Annotated in this window: 27 protein-coding genes; all 27 read left to right on the forward strand. The window is 59.8% G+C overall.

The window, feature by feature from the left end; all coding sequences use genetic code 11:
* Positions 1 to 19: 19 nt before the first annotated feature.
* On the forward strand, positions 20 to 2,122 hold the full coding sequence (gene fusA, locus FFI87_RS01480; protein ID WP_006753598.1) for an elongation factor G: 2,103 nt from the start codon (positions 20 to 22) through the stop codon (positions 2,120 to 2,122).
* A gap of 41 nt (positions 2,123 to 2,163) precedes the next feature.
* Positions 2,164 to 3,354 (forward strand): elongation factor Tu, encoded by a 1,191-nt coding sequence (gene tuf, locus FFI87_RS01485; protein ID WP_006482910.1) that lies wholly within the window; start codon positions 2,164 to 2,166, stop codon positions 3,352 to 3,354.
* A gap of 297 nt (positions 3,355 to 3,651) precedes the next feature.
* Positions 3,652 to 3,963, forward strand: a complete 312-nt coding sequence (gene rpsJ / locus FFI87_RS01490) for a 30S ribosomal protein S10 (RefSeq protein ID WP_004199280.1) — start codon at positions 3,652 to 3,654, stop codon at positions 3,961 to 3,963.
* Positions 3,964 to 4,140: 177 nt separating this feature from the next.
* Complete coding sequence (gene rplC, locus FFI87_RS01495; protein ID WP_006752926.1) at positions 4,141 to 4,791, forward strand: 50S ribosomal protein L3; 651 nt, start codon at positions 4,141 to 4,143, stop codon at positions 4,789 to 4,791.
* Positions 4,791 to 5,411, forward strand: coding sequence for a 50S ribosomal protein L4 (gene rplD, locus FFI87_RS01500; RefSeq protein WP_006477192.1), 621 nt, complete (start codon positions 4,791 to 4,793; stop codon positions 5,409 to 5,411). Before rplC ends, rplD begins: the two co-directional genes overlap by 1 nt.
* Positions 5,408 to 5,722, forward strand: a complete 315-nt coding sequence (gene rplW / locus FFI87_RS01505) for a 50S ribosomal protein L23 (RefSeq protein ID WP_004199275.1) — start codon at positions 5,408 to 5,410, stop codon at positions 5,720 to 5,722. The genes rplD and rplW overlap by 4 nt, the downstream gene beginning before the upstream one ends.
* 2 nt (positions 5,723 to 5,724) lie before the next feature.
* A complete protein-coding gene (gene rplB, locus FFI87_RS01510; RefSeq protein WP_006482900.1) occupies positions 5,725 to 6,552 on the forward strand; it encodes a 50S ribosomal protein L2 in 828 nt (275 codons plus the stop codon).
* A 10-nt stretch (positions 6,553 to 6,562) separates the two neighbouring features.
* Entirely contained in the window at positions 6,563 to 6,838 is a 276-nt protein-coding gene (rpsS, locus tag FFI87_RS01515; protein WP_004199273.1) for a 30S ribosomal protein S19, read from the forward strand.
* Positions 6,839 to 6,850: 12 nt separating this feature from the next.
* Entirely contained in the window at positions 6,851 to 7,180 is a 330-nt protein-coding gene (gene rplV, locus FFI87_RS01520; RefSeq protein ID WP_004199272.1) for a 50S ribosomal protein L22, read from the forward strand.
* 11 nt (positions 7,181 to 7,191) lie between these two features.
* Positions 7,192 to 7,992: a 30S ribosomal protein S3 gene (gene rpsC, locus FFI87_RS01525; protein WP_006482899.1), complete on the forward strand. Its 801-nt coding sequence runs from the start codon at positions 7,192 to 7,194 to the stop codon at positions 7,990 to 7,992.
* Positions 7,993 to 7,994: 2 nt separating this feature from the next.
* The gene (gene rplP, locus FFI87_RS01530) at positions 7,995 to 8,411 is read left to right on the forward strand and encodes a 50S ribosomal protein L16 (RefSeq protein ID WP_006752927.1); all 417 of its coding nucleotides are present in this window, start codon (positions 7,995 to 7,997) and stop codon (positions 8,409 to 8,411) included.
* Positions 8,412 to 8,420: 9 nt separating this feature from the next.
* On the forward strand, positions 8,421 to 8,615 hold the full coding sequence (gene rpmC / locus FFI87_RS01535) for a 50S ribosomal protein L29 (protein WP_006400652.1): 195 nt from the start codon (positions 8,421 to 8,423) through the stop codon (positions 8,613 to 8,615).
* Entirely contained in the window at positions 8,612 to 8,884 is a 273-nt protein-coding gene (rpsQ, locus tag FFI87_RS01540; protein WP_006752928.1) for a 30S ribosomal protein S17, read from the forward strand. The genes rpmC and rpsQ overlap by 4 nt, the downstream gene beginning before the upstream one ends.
* 310 nt (positions 8,885 to 9,194) lie before the next feature.
* Complete coding sequence (gene rplN / locus FFI87_RS01545; protein WP_006752929.1) at positions 9,195 to 9,563, forward strand: 50S ribosomal protein L14; 369 nt, start codon at positions 9,195 to 9,197, stop codon at positions 9,561 to 9,563.
* A 9-nt stretch (positions 9,564 to 9,572) separates the two neighbouring features.
* The gene (gene rplX, locus FFI87_RS01550; protein WP_006477187.1) at positions 9,573 to 9,881 is read left to right on the forward strand and encodes a 50S ribosomal protein L24; all 309 of its coding nucleotides are present in this window, start codon (positions 9,573 to 9,575) and stop codon (positions 9,879 to 9,881) included.
* Positions 9,882 to 9,897: 16 nt separating this feature from the next.
* On the forward strand, positions 9,898 to 10,437 hold the full coding sequence (gene rplE, locus FFI87_RS01555; RefSeq protein ID WP_006482882.1) for a 50S ribosomal protein L5: 540 nt from the start codon (positions 9,898 to 9,900) through the stop codon (positions 10,435 to 10,437).
* A gap of 7 nt (positions 10,438 to 10,444) precedes the next feature.
* Positions 10,445 to 10,750: a 30S ribosomal protein S14 gene (rpsN, locus tag FFI87_RS01560; RefSeq protein ID WP_006482884.1), complete on the forward strand. Its 306-nt coding sequence runs from the start codon at positions 10,445 to 10,447 to the stop codon at positions 10,748 to 10,750.
* Between the two features lie 14 nt (positions 10,751 to 10,764).
* A complete protein-coding gene (rpsH, locus tag FFI87_RS01565) occupies positions 10,765 to 11,160 on the forward strand; it encodes a 30S ribosomal protein S8 (RefSeq protein ID WP_006477185.1) in 396 nt (131 codons plus the stop codon).
* An 18-nt stretch (positions 11,161 to 11,178) separates the two neighbouring features.
* Entirely contained in the window at positions 11,179 to 11,709 is a 531-nt protein-coding gene (gene rplF, locus FFI87_RS01570; RefSeq protein WP_006758786.1) for a 50S ribosomal protein L6, read from the forward strand.
* Between the two features lie 12 nt (positions 11,710 to 11,721).
* On the forward strand, positions 11,722 to 12,087 hold the full coding sequence (gene rplR / locus FFI87_RS01575; RefSeq protein WP_006477183.1) for a 50S ribosomal protein L18: 366 nt from the start codon (positions 11,722 to 11,724) through the stop codon (positions 12,085 to 12,087).
* A 14-nt stretch (positions 12,088 to 12,101) separates the two neighbouring features.
* On the forward strand, positions 12,102 to 12,620 hold the full coding sequence (gene rpsE, locus FFI87_RS01580; protein WP_006752931.1) for a 30S ribosomal protein S5: 519 nt from the start codon (positions 12,102 to 12,104) through the stop codon (positions 12,618 to 12,620).
* Between the two features lie 15 nt (positions 12,621 to 12,635).
* Entirely contained in the window at positions 12,636 to 12,818 is a 183-nt protein-coding gene (gene rpmD / locus FFI87_RS01585) for a 50S ribosomal protein L30 (protein WP_006400644.1), read from the forward strand.
* A 26-nt stretch (positions 12,819 to 12,844) separates the two neighbouring features.
* Entirely contained in the window at positions 12,845 to 13,279 is a 435-nt protein-coding gene (gene rplO, locus FFI87_RS01590; RefSeq protein WP_006482880.1) for a 50S ribosomal protein L15, read from the forward strand.
* 42 nt (positions 13,280 to 13,321) lie between these two features.
* Positions 13,322 to 14,671, forward strand: coding sequence for a preprotein translocase subunit SecY (gene secY, locus FFI87_RS01595; protein WP_011655761.1), 1,350 nt, complete (start codon positions 13,322 to 13,324; stop codon positions 14,669 to 14,671).
* Positions 14,672 to 14,680: 9 nt separating this feature from the next.
* Positions 14,681 to 14,899, forward strand: coding sequence for a translation initiation factor IF-1 (infA, locus tag FFI87_RS01600; protein ID WP_004521905.1), 219 nt, complete (start codon positions 14,681 to 14,683; stop codon positions 14,897 to 14,899).
* A gap of 20 nt (positions 14,900 to 14,919) precedes the next feature.
* Entirely contained in the window at positions 14,920 to 15,036 is a 117-nt protein-coding gene (gene rpmJ, locus FFI87_RS01605; RefSeq protein WP_004199844.1) for a 50S ribosomal protein L36, read from the forward strand.
* Positions 15,037 to 15,074: 38 nt separating this feature from the next.
* Positions 15,075 to 15,440 (forward strand): 30S ribosomal protein S13, encoded by a 366-nt coding sequence (rpsM, locus tag FFI87_RS01610; protein WP_006752933.1) that lies wholly within the window; start codon positions 15,075 to 15,077, stop codon positions 15,438 to 15,440.
* Position 15,441: the final 1 nt, after the last annotated feature.

Here is a 15,441-nt window from a genome sequence, read left to right on the forward strand (position 1 = left end):
ATCCCAGTAGAGGATCAAAGTGGCTCGCAAGACTCCTATCGAGCGCTACCGAAATATCGGTATTAGCGCTCACATCGACGCCGGCAAAACGACGACGACCGAGCGCATTCTGTTTTACACCGGTGTGAACCACAAGATCGGTGAAGTCCACGACGGCGCAGCCACGATGGACTGGATGGAGCAGGAACAGGAGCGTGGCATCACGATCACGTCCGCTGCTACCACGGCCTTCTGGAAGGGCATGGGCGGCAACTATCCGGAACACCGCATCAACATCATCGACACCCCGGGTCACGTCGACTTCACGATCGAAGTGGAGCGCTCGATGCGCGTGCTCGACGGCGCGTGCATGGTGTACTGCGCAGTGGGCGGCGTGCAGCCGCAGTCGGAAACGGTGTGGCGCCAGGCCAACAAGTACAAGGTTCCCCGTCTCGCGTTCGTCAACAAGATGGACCGTACCGGCGCGAACTTCTTCAAGGTCTACGACCAGCTCCGTCTGCGCCTGAAGGCGAACCCGGTTCCGGTCGTGGTGCCGATCGGCTCGGAAGAAAACTTCAAGGGCGTGGTCGACCTGATCAAGATGAAGGCGATCATTTGGGACGAAGCGTCCCAAGGCACGAAGTTCGACTACGTCGACATCCCGGCAGAGCTCGCCGAGACCTGCAAGGAATGGCGCGAAAAGATGGTCGAAGTGGCTGCTGAAGCCAACGAAGACCTGATGAACAAGTACCTGGAAGAAGGCGATCTGCCGGAAGCCGACATCGTCAAGGCGCTGCGCGACCGTACGATCGCGTGCGAAATCCAGCCGATGCTGTGCGGTACCGCGTTCAAGAACAAGGGCGTGCAGCGTATGCTCGACGCCGTGATCGACTTCCTGCCGTCGCCGGTCGACATCCCGCCGGTCAAGGGCGAGCTCGAAAACGGCGAAGCAGCGGAGCGCAAGGCGTCGGACGACGAGAAGTTCTCGTCGCTCGCGTTCAAGATCATGACCGACCCGTTCGTCGGCCAGCTGATCTTCTTCCGTGTGTACTCGGGCGTCGTCAATTCGGGCGACACGCTGCTGAACTCGACCAAGGGCAAGAAGGAGCGCCTCGGCCGTATTCTGCAGATGCACGCGAACCAGCGTGAAGAAATCAAGGAAGTCCGTGCGGGCGACATCGCCGCTGCGGTCGGCCTGAAGGAAGCGACCACGGGCGACACGCTGTGCGATCCGGCAAACCCCATCGTTCTCGAGCGCATGGTGTTCCCGGAGCCGGTGATTTCGCAGGCTGTCGAGCCGAAGACCAAGGCCGACCAGGAAAAGATGGGCCTCGCGCTGAACCGCCTGGCGCAGGAAGACCCGTCGTTCCGCGTGCAGACCGACGAAGAGTCGGGCCAGACCATCATTTCGGGCATGGGCGAGCTCCACCTCGAAATTCTGGTCGACCGGATGAAGCGTGAATTCGGCGTGGAAGCGACCGTCGGCAAGCCGCAGGTTGCATACCGCGAAACGATCCGTTCGACGGCGAAGGACGTCGACGGCAAGTTCGTCAAGCAGTCGGGTGGTCGCGGCCAGTACGGTCACGCGGTCATCACGCTCGAGCCGAACGAGCAGGGCAAGGGCTACGAGTTCTTCGACGAGATCAAGGGTGGTGTGATTCCGCGTGAATACATCCCGGCGGTCGACAAGGGTATCCAGGACACGCTGAAGTCGGGCGTGCTGGCTGGCTTCCCGGTCGTCGACGTGAAGGTTCACCTGACGTTCGGTTCCTACCACGACGTTGACTCGAACGAAAATGCGTTCCGCATGGCCGGTTCGATGGCGTTCAAGGAAGCGATGCGCAAGGCGAACCCGGTCGTCCTCGAGCCGATGATGGCTGTCGAAGTCGAGACGCCGGAAGACTACATGGGCAACGTCATGGGCGACCTGTCGGGTCGTCGCGGCATCGTCCAGGGCATGGAAGACATGGTTGGCGGCGGCAAGATCGTTCGCGCCGAAGTGCCGCTGTCGGAAATGTTCGGTTACTCGACGTCGCTGCGTTCGCTGACGCAAGGTCGTGCAACGTACACGATGGAGTTCAAGCACTACGCTGAAGCTCCGCGCAACGTTGCTGAAGCGATCATCAGCGCGAAGTCGAAGTAAATCTGCAGCTACCAACCGATATTTTTTGAAAGAAGAGAATCATGGCAAAAGAAAAGTTTGAGCGGACCAAGCCGCACGTCAACGTTGGAACGATCGGTCACGTTGACCACGGCAAGACGACGCTGACGGCAGCGATCACGACGGTGCTGACGAAGAAGTTCGGCGGCGAAGCGAAGGCCTACGACCAGATCGACGCGGCACCGGAAGAAAAGGCGCGCGGCATCACGATCAACACGGCACACGTCGAGTACGAAACGGCTAACCGCCACTACGCCCACGTCGACTGCCCGGGCCACGCTGACTATGTGAAGAACATGATCACGGGCGCAGCGCAGATGGACGGCGCGATCCTGGTTTGCTCGGCAGCAGACGGCCCGATGCCGCAAACGCGTGAGCACATCCTGCTGGCGCGTCAGGTTGGCGTTCCGTACATCATCGTGTTCCTGAACAAGTGCGACATGGTGGACGACGCTGAACTGCTCGAGCTGGTCGAGATGGAAGTTCGCGAACTCCTGTCGAAGTACGACTTCCCGGGCGACGACACGCCGATCGTGAAGGGTTCGGCGAAGCTGGCGCTGGAAGGCGACACGGGCGAGCTGGGCGAAGTGGCGATCATGAGCCTGGCAGATGCACTGGACACGTACATCCCGACGCCGGAGCGTGCGGTTGACGGCGCGTTCCTGATGCCGGTGGAAGACGTGTTCTCGATCTCGGGCCGCGGTACGGTGGTGACGGGTCGTGTCGAGCGCGGCATCGTGAAGGTCGGCGAAGAAATCGAAATCGTCGGTATCAAGCCGACGGTGAAGACGACCTGCACGGGCGTTGAAATGTTCCGCAAGCTGCTGGACCAAGGTCAGGCAGGCGACAACGTCGGTATCCTGCTGCGCGGCACGAAGCGTGAAGACGTGGAGCGTGGCCAGGTTCTGGCGAAGCCGGGTTCGATCACGCCGCACACGCACTTCACGGCTGAAGTGTACGTGCTGAGCAAGGACGAAGGCGGCCGTCACACGCCGTTCTTCAACAACTACCGTCCGCAGTTCTACTTCCGTACGACGGACGTGACGGGCTCGATCGAGCTGCCGAAGGACAAGGAAATGGTGATGCCGGGCGACAACGTGTCGATCACGGTGAAGCTGATCGCTCCGATCGCGATGGAAGAAGGCCTGCGCTTCGCAATCCGCGAAGGTGGCCGTACCGTCGGCGCCGGCGTCGTCGCCAAGATCATCGAGTAAGATCATCGAGTAAGATCGACGATCCGCGGATCCCTTCGGGGTCCGCGATTCCACGGTACGCAGTTGTATCGTCGAAACCGGGTGTCCAGTCTGATCTGGCGCCCGGTTTTGTCTTTGTGGCGCGTGTCGCGGTATTGACAAACGCCCACCACCGCTCCGAATTTTCGTGTAGAATCGCGGGCTTAGCAGTGGAAGTACCGTTCGGGACGTGTCGCCTCGCTCCCCGCAGGCAACATGTTTCGCGTTCTTTTAGTGTCCGGCGATGCAACATCGCCTCGCTCTTTTCAAGGAATCGTCATGCAGCAACAGAAAATCCGCATTCGCCTGAAGGCTTTCGACTACCGTTTGATCGATCAATCGGCTGCCGAGATCGTCGATACCGCGAAGCGGACTGGTGCAATCGTCCGCGGCCCGGTGCCGCTGCCGACGCGCATCCAGCGTTTTGACATCCTGCGTTCGCCGCACGTCAACAAGACGTCGCGCGATCAGCTCGAAATCCGTACCCACCAGCGCCTGATGGACATCGTCGATCCGACCGACAAGACGGTTGACGCGCTGATGAAGCTCGATCTGCCGGCTGGCGTCGACGTGGAAATCAAGCTGCAGTAAGGCTTTCAGCGCCAACCGGCTTGTCGGGTGGCGCTAAGTCTTTGATTGCTTGCGGAAATCGTGAAGTCGGGCTATAATGCTTGGCTTTTCGCGTATTCGCATAAAAAAGTTGGGCCTTGCGTGCCCGGCATTTTGTAAATCAGCCCCGACCAATCGCAGTCGGGAATGGAGAAAATGATGAGCCTTGGACTCGTAGGTCGCAAGGTTGGCATGACCCGTATCTTCACGGCTGAAGGGGATTCGATTCCCGTCACCGTGCTGGACGTGTCGGACAACCGCGTGACGCAGATCAAGACTGTTGAAACCGACGGCTACACGGCCGTGCAGGTTGCATTCGGCTCCCGCCGCGCATCGCGCGTGACGAAGCCGCTGGCAGGTCATCTCGCCAAAGCCGGTGTCGAAGCCGGTGAAATCCTCAAGGAATTCCGCATTGACGCGGCCAAGGCAGCCGAGCTGTCGAATGGCGCCGTCGTCGGTGCCGATCTTTTCGAAGTAGGCCAGAAGGTCGACGTGCAAGGCGTGTCGATCGGTAAGGGCTACGCCGGTACGATCAAGCGTTACAACTTCTCCTCCGGCCGTGCCACGCACGGTAACTCGCGCTCGCACAACGTGCCGGGCTCGATCGGTATGGCGCAGGATCCGGGTCGTGTTTTCCCGGGTAAGCGCATGACGGGTCACCTCGGTGACGTTACGGTGACGGTGCAGAACCTCGAAATCGCTCGTATCGACGCAGAGCGCAAGCTGCTGCTCGTCAAGGGCGCGATTCCGGGCGCGAAGGGCGGCAAGGTTTTCGTGACGCCGGCCGTCAAGACCAAGGGGGCGAAATAATGGAACTCAAGCTCCTGAACGAAAATGGTCAGGAAGGTGCAGTGGTCAACGCGTCGGACGTCGTGTTCGGTCGTGACTACAACGAAGCGCTGATCCACCAGGTCGTCGTCGCGTACCAGGCGAATGCTCGCCAGGGTAACCGCGCACAGAAGGACCGTGAGCAAGTCAAGCACACCACCAAGAAGCCGTGGCGTCAGAAGGGTACGGGCCGCGCTCGTGCCGGTATGTCGTCGAGCCCGCTGTGGCGTGGCGGTGGTCGCATCTTCCCGAACTCGCCGGAAGAAAACTTCTCGCACAAGGTCAACAAGAAGATGCATCGCGCAGGTCTCTGCTCGATCTTCTCGCAGCTGGCCCGTGAAGGCCGTCTGTCGGTCGTCGAGGACATCATCCTCGAAGCGCCGAAGACCAAGCTGCTGGCTGACAAATTCAAGACCATGGGTCTCGACTCCGTGCTGATCATTACGGATACGGTCGACGAGAACCTGTACCTGGCTTCGCGCAACCTGCCGCACGTGGCGATTGTCGAGCCGCGCTACGCTGACCCGCTGTCGCTGATCTACTTCAAGAAAGTGCTGGTCACGAAGGCTGCGGTCGCCCAGATCGAGGAGTTGCTGTCATGAGCGAGATTCGCAAAAACGATCATCGTTTGATGCAGGTCCTGCTCGCACCGGTGATCTCGGAAAAGGCGACGCTGGTTGCCGACAAGAACGAGCAAGTCGTGTTCGAAGTCGCACCGGATGCCACGAAGCAGGAAGTGAAGGCGGCTGTCGAGTTGCTGTTCAAGGTTGAAGTTGATTCGGTCAACGTGCTGGTCCAGAAGGGCAAGCAAAAGCGTTTCGGCCGTTCGATGGGTCGCCGCAAGGACGTGAAGAAGGCGTACGTTTGCCTGAAGCCCGGCCAGGAAATCAACTTTGAAGCGGAGGCCAAGTAATCATGGCAATCGTGAAAGTTAAGCCGACATCGCCGGGTCGCCGCGCGATGGTCAAGGTGGTCAACAAGAATCTGCACCAGGGCAAGCCGTTCGCGGCACTGCTCGACTCGCAGAGCTCGACCGCCGGCCGTAACAACAACGGCCGTATCACCACGCGTCACAAGGGTGGTGGTCACAAGCAGCACTATCGTATCGTCGATTTCCGTCGCACGAAGGATGGCATCCCGGCAAAGGTCGAGCGTCTCGAGTACGACCCGAACCGTAGCGCGAACATCGCGCTGGTGCTCTACGCAGACGGCGAGCGTCGCTACATCATCGCCCCGAAGGGCCTGACCGTCGGCCAACAGCTGATGTCGGGTTCGGAAGCGCCGATCCGTGCAGGCAACACGCTGCCGATCCGCAACATTCCGGTCGGTACGACGATCCACTGCATCGAGATGCTGCCGGGCAAGGGCGCGCAAATGGCGCGTTCGGCTGGCACGTCGGCCATGCTGCTGGCACGCGAAGGCGTCTACGCGCAGGTTCGTCTGCGTTCGGGCGAAATCCGCCGCGTGCACATCGAGTGCCGTGCAACGATCGGTGAAGTCGGCAACGAAGAGCATAGCCTGCGCCAGATCGGCAAGGCTGGCGCGAACCGCTGGCGCGGTATCCGCCCGACGGTGCGTGGCGTTGCGATGAACCCGGTTGATCACCCGCACGGTGGTGGTGAGGGCAAGACGGCTGCAGGTCGCGACCCGGTGAGCCCGTGGGGTACGCCGGCTAAGGGTTATCGCACCCGCAGCAACAAGCGCACGACGACGATGATCGTTCAGCGCCGTCACAAGCGTTAAGGAGTAGGCAATGGCACGTTCTGTAAAAAAAGGTCCGTTCTGCGACGCCCATTTGCTGAAGAAAGTTGAGGCGGCTGCAGCTTCGCGCGACAAAAAGCCGATCAAGACCTGGTCGCGTCGCTCGACGATTCTGCCGGATTTCATCGGCCTGACGATCGCTGTTCACAACGGCCGTCAACACGTTCCGGTGTACATCTCGGAAAACATGGTCGGCCACAAGCTTGGCGAGTTCGCACTGACCCGTACGTTCAAGGGTCACGCGGCCGACAAGAAGGCCAAGAAATAAGGGGCAATCAAGATGGAAGTGAAAGCAATTCATCGCGGTGCCCGCATCTCGGCGCAAAAAACGCGCCTTGTGGCTGACCAGATCCGCGGTTTGCCGGTCGACAAGGCGCTGAACGTCCTGACGTTCTCGCCGAAGAAGGCGGCTGGCATCGTGAAGAAGGTTGTGCTGTCGGCAATCGCGAATGCGGAGCACAACGAAGGCGCTGATATCGACGAGCTCAAGATCAAGAGCATCTACGTCGACAAGGCTGCATCGCTCAAGCGTTTCACCGCGCGCGCCAAGGGCCGCGGTAACCGCATCGAGAAGCAATCCTGTCACATCACTGTGACGGTCGGGAATTAAGGAGCCATACGATGGGACAGAAAATTCATCCGACTGGCTTCCGCCTGGCTGTCAGCCGCAATTGGGCTTCGCGTTGGTACGCGAACAACAACAATTTCGCGGCGATGCTGCAGGAAGACATCGGTGTTCGTGAGTACCTGAAGAAGAAGCTGAAGAACGCTTCGGTCGGTCGGGTCGTCATCGAGCGTCCGGCAAAGAACGCGCGCATCACGATTTACAGCTCGCGTCCGGGCGTCGTCATCGGCAAGAAGGGCGAGGATATCGAACAGCTGAAGACGGAACTGCAACGCCGCATGGGCGTGCCGGTTCACGTCAACATCGAAGAGATCCGCAAGCCGGAAACCGATGCGCAACTGATCGCTGACTCGATCACGCAACAGCTCGAGCGCCGGATCATGTTCCGTCGCGCGATGAAGCGTGCGATGCAGAACGCGATGCGTCTGGGTGCCCAAGGCATCAAGATCATGAGCGCAGGCCGTCTGAACGGTATCGAAATCGCTCGTACGGAGTGGTATCGCGAAGGTCGCGTGCCGCTTCACACGCTGCGTGCCGATATCGACTACGCGACTTCGGAAGCGAAGACGACCTACGGCATCATCGGTGTCAAGGTGTGGGTATACAAGGGCGACACGCTCGGCCGCAACGATGCGCCGGTGGTCGAAGAAGTAGCCGAAGACAAGCGTCCGCGTCGCAATGCGCGTCCGGGCGACCGTCGTCCGCGCCGTGACGGCGAAGGCGGCGCTCCGGGTGCTCGCCGTGGCGCACCGCGCCGTGGCGCCGGCAAGCCCGAAGACGGCAAGACTGGAGAATAACGATGCTGCAACCGAAACGCAGAAAGTATCGTAAAGAGCAGAAGGGTCGTAACACCGGCAAGGCGACGCGCGGCAACGCAGTGTCGTTCGGTGATTTCGGCCTGAAGGCGATCGGTCGCGGTCGTTTGACCGCACGTCAAATTGAAGCGGCGCGTCGTGCAATGACGCGTCACATCAAGCGTGGCGGTCGTATCTGGATCCGGATCTTCCCGGACAAGCCGATTTCGCAGAAGCCGGCCGAAGTGCGTATGGGTAACGGTAAGGGTAACCCGGAGTACTACGTCGCCGAGATCCAGCCGGGCAAGATGCTCTATGAAATGGACGGCGTAACCGAAGAACTGGCACGCGAAGCGTTCCGTCTGGCTGCAGCCAAGCTGCCGCTGAAGACGGCATTCATCGTGCGCCAGCTCGGCGCCTAAGGAGAAAACATGAAGGCTTCCGAACTTCTCCAGAAAGACCAGGCCGCGCTCAACAAGGAGCTGGCGGACCTGCTGAAGGCGCAATTCGGCCTGCGCATGCAACTCGCGACCCAGCAGCTCACGAACACGAGCCAGCTGAAGAAGGTTCGTCGCGACATCGCACGTGTGCGGACCGTCATGACTCAGAAGGCGAACCAGAAATGAACGATAGCGTGAAAACCTCGCTGAAGCGGACGCTGGTCGGTCGGGTCGTCAGCAACAAGATGGACAAGACCGTCACCGTGCTGATCGAGCACCGCGTCAAGCACCCGATCTACGGCAAGTATGTCGTGCGCTCGAAGAAGTACCACGCGCATGATGAAGCGAACACCTGCAACGAAGGCGATCTCGTCGAAATCCAGGAAACCCGTCCTGTTTCGAAGACGAAGGCCTGGACGGTGTCGCGCCTCGTCGAAGCGGCTCGCGTGATCTAAGCGGGTCCGTGCAGTAGGCAGTAACAGGCACTTCTCCACGAAGTGCTTGAAATCGCAAAGTTTTTGCTTGCGTGACCAGGATTATTTGTTATAATCCTGGTCTTCCCTCTTTATGGGAGCCCCGTCGCGGGCGAAGTTGGTGGGGGAAGCGGACTGGCGCCAGCCTGTCCGAAAGATTCACCGAATTGCGATGGCGGGTTTCGTTTGCCGTCGCTGCTGTTCCAACCCAAGCAGCCGATTGGCTGACGGGACCAAGACTGACCGAATGCATCATGGTGGTGCATCCGGATTAAGTTGGGAAAGACAAACCATGATCCAGACCGAATCTCGGCTCGAAGTAGCCGACAACACGGGTGCGCGTGAAGTCATGTGCATCAAGGTGCTCGGCGGCTCGAAGCGTCGTTATGCCGGCATTGGCGACATCATCAAGGTGACCGTCAAAGAAGCAACGCCGCGCGGGCGCGTGAAGAAAGGCGAAATCTACAACGCCGTGGTGGTCCGCACCGCCAAGGGTGTTCGCCGTCAAGACGGCTCGCTGATCAAGTTCGACGGCAACGCCGCTGTGCTTTTGAATAACAAGCTTGAGCCGATCGGCACCCGCATCTTCGGGCCGGTGACGCGTGAGCTGCGTAGCGAACGATTCATGAAGATCGTTTCGCTGGCGCCGGAAGTGCTGTAAGGAGTCGCGATGAACAAGATTCGCAAAGGTGACGAAGTTATCGTCGTCACTGGTAAGGACAAGGGCAAGCGCGGCGTCGTGCTGGCTGTCGGTGCTGAACATGTGACGGTTGAAGGTATCAACCTCGTCAAGAAGCATGTGAAGCCGAACCCGATGAAGGGTACGACGGGCGGCGTGGAAGCGAAGACGATGCCCCTGCATATTTCGAACGTCGCACTGGTCGACGCGAATGGCAAGGCGTCGCGTGTTGGCATCAAGGTCGAGGAAGGCAAGAAAGTTCGCTTCCTGAAGACGACCGGTGCCGTACTGAGCGCCTGACGCAGCGGAGTAAAAAATGGCTCGTTTTCAAGAGTTTTACAAAGAAAAGGTTGTGCCCGGCCTGATCGAGAAGTTCGGTTACAAGTCGGTCATGGAAGTGCCGCGCATCACCAAGATCACGCTGAACATGGGTCTTGGCGAAGCGATCGCTGACAAGAAGATCATCGAGAACGCCGTTGGCGACCTCACGAAGATCGCCGGCCAGAAGCCGGTCGTCACGAAGGCACGCAAGGCAATCGCAGGCTTCAAGATCCGCCAGGGCTATCCGATTGGCGCGATGGTGACGCTGCGCGGCCGTGCGATGTACGAATTCCTCGACCGTTTCGTGACCGTCGCCCTGCCCCGCGTGCGTGACTTCCGCGGCGTGTCGGGTCGTGCTTTCGATGGCCGTGGCAACTACAACATCGGTGTGAAAGAGCAGATCATTTTCCCCGAAATCGACTACGACAAGATCGACGCACTGCGTGGGCTGAACATCAGCATCACGACGACTGCGAAGACCGACGACGAAGCAAAGGCTCTGCTCGCCAGCTTCAAGTTCCCGTTCAGAAACTGAGGTTACCGTGGCTAAACTGGCACTGATCGAACGTGAAAAGAAGCGCGCCCGCCTGGTCGCGAAGTTCGCAGCAAAGCGCGAAGCGCTGAAGGCGATCGTCGAAGACCAAAGCAAGTCGGAAGAAGAGCGCTACGAAGCACGCCTGGAGCTGCAGCAACTGCCCCGCAACGCAAACCCGACCCGCCAGCGTAACCGCTGCGCGATCACGGGCCGTCCGCGTGGCACGTTCCGTAAATTCGGCCTCGCGCGTAACAAGATTCGTGAAATCGCATTCCGTGGCGAGATTCCTGGCCTGACCAAGGCGAGCTGGTAATAGGAGAAACGTAAATGAGCATGAGTGATCCTATCGCCGATATGCTGACTCGCATCCGCAACGCGCAGATGGTCGAGAAGGTATCGGTCGCGATGCCCTCGTCGAAGGTCAAGGTTGCAATCGCGCAAGTCCTGAAGGACGAAGGCTATATCGACGATTTCGCCGTCAAGGCGGAAGGTGCGAAGTCCGAACTGAATATCGCGCTGAAGTACTACGCAGGTCGCCCGGTCATCGAACGCCTCGAGCGCGTGTCGAAGCCTGGTCTGCGCGTGTACCGCGGCCGCAACGACATTCCCCAGGTCATGAACGGCCTGGGCGTGGCAATCGTGTCGACGCCGAAGGGCGTGATGACTGATCGCAAGGCGCGCGCTACCGGCGTCGGCGGCGAAGTCATCTGCTACGTCGCTTAAAGCCGAGGAGAGAGAAACATGTCTCGAGTAGGTAAAAGCCCGATCGCGCTGCAAGGCGCGGAAGTCAAGCTGGCCGACGGTGCAATCACCGTCAAGGGCCCGCTGGGCACCATCACGCAAGCGATCAATCCGCTCGTGAACGTGGCGAACAACGACGGCACGCTGAATCTGTCGCCGGTCGACGAAAGCCGCGAAGCAAATGCACTGTCGGGCACGATGCGCGCGATCATCGCGAATGCCGTGCACGGCGTGACCAAGGGTTTCGAGCGCAAGCTGACGCTGGTTGGCGTCGGTTATCGTGCGCAGGCGCAAGGCGACAAGCTGAACCTGTCGCTGGGTTTCTCGCACCCGGTGGTGCACCAGATGCCGGAAGGCGTCAAGGCTGAAACCCCGACGCAAACCGAAATCGTGATCAAGGGGATCAACAAGCAACAAGTCGGTCAAGTAGCTGCGGAAGTTCGCGGTTACCGTCCGCCGGAGCCCTACAAGGGCAAGGGCGTGCGCTATTCCGACGAGGTTGTGATCCTCAAAGAAACGAAGAAGAAGTAAGGGTGCGCAATCATGGATAAGACTCAATCTCGCCTGCGCCGCGCTCGCCAGACGCGTATCAAGATCGCTGAGCTGCAGGTCGCGCGTCTCGCCGTGCATCGCACGAACACGCACATCTACGCTCAAGTGTTCTCGCCGTGCGGCACCAAGGTGCTCGCCAGCGCGTCGACGCTCGAAGCAGAAGTGCGCGCCGAACTGGCCGACAAGTCGGGCAAGGGTGGCAACGTTAATGCTGCGACGCTGATCGGCAAGCGTATTGCCGAGAAGGCAAAGGCCGCCGGCATCGAATCCGTCGCCTTCGACCGCTCGGGCTTCCGCTACCATGGCCGCGTCAAGGCGCTGGCTGAGGCAGCTCGCGAAGCTGGGCTCAAGTTCTAAGGAAGGAATTCGTCATGGCAAAGATGCAAGCGAAAGTTCAGGCTGACGAGCGCGACGACGGCCTTCGCGAAAAGATGATTTCGGTCAACCGCGTGACCAAGGTCGTGAAGGGTGGCCGTATTCTCGGCTTCGCCGCACTGACCGTGGTTGGCGACGGCGATGGCCGCATCGGTATGGGCAAGGGCAAGGCGAAGGAAGTGCCGGTCGCTGTCCAGAAGGCAATGGAACAAGCTCGCCGCAACATGTTCAAGGTGCCGCTCAAGAACGGCACGCTGCAGCACGAAGTGCACGGCAAGCATGGCGCATCCGCTGTCCTCCTCGCTCCGGCGAAGGCAGGTACGGGTGTGATCGCCGGCGGCCCGATGCGCGCAGTGTTCGACGTGATGGGCGTTCAGAACGTCGTGGCGAAGAGCCACGGTTCGACGAACCCGTACAACCTCGTTCGCGCCACGCTGGACGGTCTGCGCAAGCAGTCGACCCCGGCAGACATCGCGGCGAAGCGCGGCAAGTCCGTCGAAGATATTTTGGGCTAAGCCCGGGTGGTCACCATGTCTGAAAAAACTGTCAAGGTTCAGCTCGTTAAGAGCCTGATCGGGACCCGCGAATCGCACCGCGCGACCGTGCGTGGCCTGGGCCTGCGCCGACTCAACTCGGTTAGCGAGCTGCAGGACACGCCGGCGGTCCGCGGCATGATCAACAAGGTCTCGTACCTCGTTAAGGTCATCGCGTAAGCGGCCCTACGGATCAAGGAGTTGATATGGAATTGAATAACCTGAAGCCGGCCGCTGGCGCCAAGCACGCCAAGCGTCGCGTCGGCCGTGGCATCGGTTCGGGCCTCGGCAAGACGGCTGGCCGTGGTCACAAGGGTCAGAAATCGCGTTCGGGCGGCTTCCACAAAGTCGGTTTCGAAGGCGGTCAGATGCCGCTGCAACGTCGTCTGCCGAAGCGCGGTTTCACGTCGCTGACGAAGGAATTCGTCGGTGAAGTGCGCCTGGGCGACCTCGAGAAGCTGCCGGTCGATGAGATCGATCTGCTCGCACTGAAGCAAGCCGGCCTGGTCGGCGAGCTGACGAAGAGCGCAAAGATCATCGCGACGGGCGAACTGAAGCGCAAGATCGTCGTGAAGGGTCTCGGTGCCACCAAGGGTGCGCGCGCTGCGATCGAAGCGGCTGGCGGTTCGTTCGCCGAGTGACACGCGTAGCGCGTCGTTACTTGCATTCATCGGAGAAGGTACTTGGCTAACAGCCCGAGTCTTGCAAAACCCGGTCGAAGCACGGCGAAATTCGGCGATCTGCGTCGGCGAGCGATGTTCCTGCTCCTGGCGCTGATCGTCTATCGCATCGGCGCGCACATCCCCGTGCCGGGCATCGATCCGGATCAACTGGCGAAGCTGTTCCAGAGCCAGGCGGGCGGCATCCTGGGCATGTTCAACATGTTCTCGGGTGGTGCGCTTTCCCGCTTCACGATCTTTGCGCTGGGGATCATGCCGTACATCTCGGCGTCGATCATCATGCAGTTGCTGGCGATCGTCTCGCCGCAGCTCGAGGCGCTGAAGAAGGAAGGGCAGGCAGGGCAACGGAAGATCACGCAGTACACGCGGTATTTCACCGTGGTGCTCGCGACCTTCCAGGCGTTCGGTATCGCGGCTGCGCTGGAAAACCAGCCTGGCCTCGTGATCGACCCCGGCATGCTGTTCCGACTGACGACGGTCGTGACGTTGGTTACCGGCACGATGTTCCTGATGTGGCTGGGTGAGCAGATCACCGAGCGTGGTCTGGGCAACGGCATCTCGATCATCATCTTCGGCGGGATCGCAGCAGGGTTCCCGAATGCCGTCGGTGGGCTGTTCGAGCTGGTGCGTACGGGTTCGATGAGCATCATTTCGGCGATCATCATCGTCGTTCTGATTGCCGCGGTGACTTACCTGGTCGTGTTCATCGAACGCGGTCAGCGCAAGATCCTCGTGAACTACGCGAAGCGCCAGGTCGGCAACAAGATCTACGGTGGACAGTCGTCGCACTTGCCGCTGAAGCTGAACATGTCGGGCGTGATTCCGCCGATCTTCGCATCGTCGATCATCCTGTTTCCGGCCACGATTCTCGGCTGGTTCAGCACGGGTCAGCCGACGGGGAGCTGGATCTCCAACACGTTGCATAACGTCGCGGAGGCGCTGAAGCCGGGTCAGCCGGTCTATGTGCTGCTGTACACGCTGGCAATCGTGTTTTTCTGCTTCTTCTACACCGCACTGGTGTTCAACAGCAGGGAAACCGCGGACAACCTGAAGAAGAGCGGCGCGTTTGTTCCGGGTATTCGTCCGGGCGATCAGACCGCACGATACATCGACCGCATCCTCACGCGTCTGACGCTGGCTGGTGCGATCTACATCGTCTTCGTGTGTCTGCTGCCGGAATTCCTGGTGCTGCGCTGGAACGTGCCGTTTTATTTTGGTGGAACGTCGCTGCTGATCATTGTCGTCGTCACGATGGACTTCATGGCGCAGGTGCAGTCGTACGTTATGTCGCAACAGTATGAGTCGCTGCTCAAGAAGGCAAACTTCAAGGGCGGCAACATCCCAATGCGTTAATTCAGGACTATGGCCAAAGACGATGTAATCCAGATGCAGGGTGAGGTGATTGAAAACCTTCCGAATGCTACCTTCCGCGTGAAGCTGGAAAACGGCCATGTCGTGTTGGGGCATATCTCCGGGAAGATGCGGATGCACTACATCCGCATCCTGCCGGGCGACAAGGTCACGGTTGAATTGACGCCTTACGATCTGTCTCGTGCGCGGATCGTGTTCCGGGCGAAGTGATTTGAAAAAAGGGTATTATCATGAAAGTGATGGCATCGGTTAAGCGCATTTGCCGCAATTGCAAGATCATCAAGCGCAAAGGCGTCGTTCGCGTGATCTGCAGCTCGGATCCGCGCCACAAGCAGCGCCAAGGCTGACCGCGCGTTTGTTTGCGCTTTTTGTTTGAGGAAAAACAATGGCTCGTATCGCAGGGGTTAACATCCCGAATCACCAGCATACCGAGATCGGCCTGACGGCAATCTTCGGTATCGGCCGCACGCGCTCGCGCAGCATCTGCTCGGCAGCTGGCGTGGAATTCTCGAAGAAGGTCAAGGACCTGACCGACGCAGACCTCGAAAAGCTGCGTGAAGAAGTGGGCAAGTTCATCGTCGAAGGCGATCTGCGCCGTGAAGTGACGATGAACATCAAGCGCCTGATGGACCTCGGTTGCTACCGTGGTGTCCGTCATCGCAAGGGCCTGCCGATGCGCGGTCAGCGTACGCGTACGAACGCACGTACCCGCAAGGGCCCGCGTCGTGCAGCGCAAGCGCTGAAGAAGTAAG

The sequence above is a fragment of the Burkholderia sp. KBS0801 genome (assembly GCF_005937855.2).
Classification (GTDB): domain Bacteria; phylum Pseudomonadota; class Gammaproteobacteria; order Burkholderiales; family Burkholderiaceae; genus Burkholderia; species Burkholderia ambifaria.

Coding starts and splice junctions, on each gene's coding strand:
- tuf (WP_006482910.1), top strand. CDS start 2,164: ATGGCAAAAGAAAAGTTTGAGCGGACCAAGCCGCACGTCAACGTTGGA.
- rpsC (WP_006482899.1), top strand. CDS start 7,192: ATGGGACAGAAAATTCATCCGACTGGCTTCCGCCTGGCTGTCAGCCGC.
- rpsS (WP_004199273.1), top strand. CDS start 6,563: ATGGCACGTTCTGTAAAAAAAGGTCCGTTCTGCGACGCCCATTTGCTG.
- rplF (WP_006758786.1), top strand. CDS start 11,179: ATGTCTCGAGTAGGTAAAAGCCCGATCGCGCTGCAAGGCGCGGAAGTC.
- rpmD (WP_006400644.1), top strand. CDS start 12,636: ATGTCTGAAAAAACTGTCAAGGTTCAGCTCGTTAAGAGCCTGATCGGG.
- rplP (WP_006752927.1), top strand. CDS start 7,995: ATGCTGCAACCGAAACGCAGAAAGTATCGTAAAGAGCAGAAGGGTCGT.
- rplW (WP_004199275.1), top strand. CDS start 5,408: ATGAGCGAGATTCGCAAAAACGATCATCGTTTGATGCAGGTCCTGCTC.
- rplO (WP_006482880.1), top strand. CDS start 12,845: ATGGAATTGAATAACCTGAAGCCGGCCGCTGGCGCCAAGCACGCCAAG.
- rplX (WP_006477187.1), top strand. CDS start 9,573: ATGAACAAGATTCGCAAAGGTGACGAAGTTATCGTCGTCACTGGTAAG.
- rpsH (WP_006477185.1), top strand. CDS start 10,765: ATGAGCATGAGTGATCCTATCGCCGATATGCTGACTCGCATCCGCAAC.
- rplC (WP_006752926.1), top strand. CDS start 4,141: ATGAGCCTTGGACTCGTAGGTCGCAAGGTTGGCATGACCCGTATCTTC.
- rpsJ (WP_004199280.1), top strand. CDS start 3,652: ATGCAGCAACAGAAAATCCGCATTCGCCTGAAGGCTTTCGACTACCGT.
- rplV (WP_004199272.1), top strand. CDS start 6,851: ATGGAAGTGAAAGCAATTCATCGCGGTGCCCGCATCTCGGCGCAAAAA.
- rplR (WP_006477183.1), top strand. CDS start 11,722: ATGGATAAGACTCAATCTCGCCTGCGCCGCGCTCGCCAGACGCGTATC.
- infA (WP_004521905.1), top strand. CDS start 14,681: ATGGCCAAAGACGATGTAATCCAGATGCAGGGTGAGGTGATTGAAAAC.
- rplD (WP_006477192.1), top strand. CDS start 4,791: ATGGAACTCAAGCTCCTGAACGAAAATGGTCAGGAAGGTGCAGTGGTC.
- rplB (WP_006482900.1), top strand. CDS start 5,725: ATGGCAATCGTGAAAGTTAAGCCGACATCGCCGGGTCGCCGCGCGATG.
- rplE (WP_006482882.1), top strand. CDS start 9,898: ATGGCTCGTTTTCAAGAGTTTTACAAAGAAAAGGTTGTGCCCGGCCTG.
- rplN (WP_006752929.1), top strand. CDS start 9,195: ATGATCCAGACCGAATCTCGGCTCGAAGTAGCCGACAACACGGGTGCG.
- rpsM (WP_006752933.1), top strand. CDS start 15,075: ATGGCTCGTATCGCAGGGGTTAACATCCCGAATCACCAGCATACCGAG.
- rpmC (WP_006400652.1), top strand. CDS start 8,421: ATGAAGGCTTCCGAACTTCTCCAGAAAGACCAGGCCGCGCTCAACAAG.
- rpmJ (WP_004199844.1), top strand. CDS start 14,920: ATGAAAGTGATGGCATCGGTTAAGCGCATTTGCCGCAATTGCAAGATC.
- rpsQ (WP_006752928.1), top strand. CDS start 8,612: ATGAACGATAGCGTGAAAACCTCGCTGAAGCGGACGCTGGTCGGTCGG.
- rpsE (WP_006752931.1), top strand. CDS start 12,102: ATGGCAAAGATGCAAGCGAAAGTTCAGGCTGACGAGCGCGACGACGGC.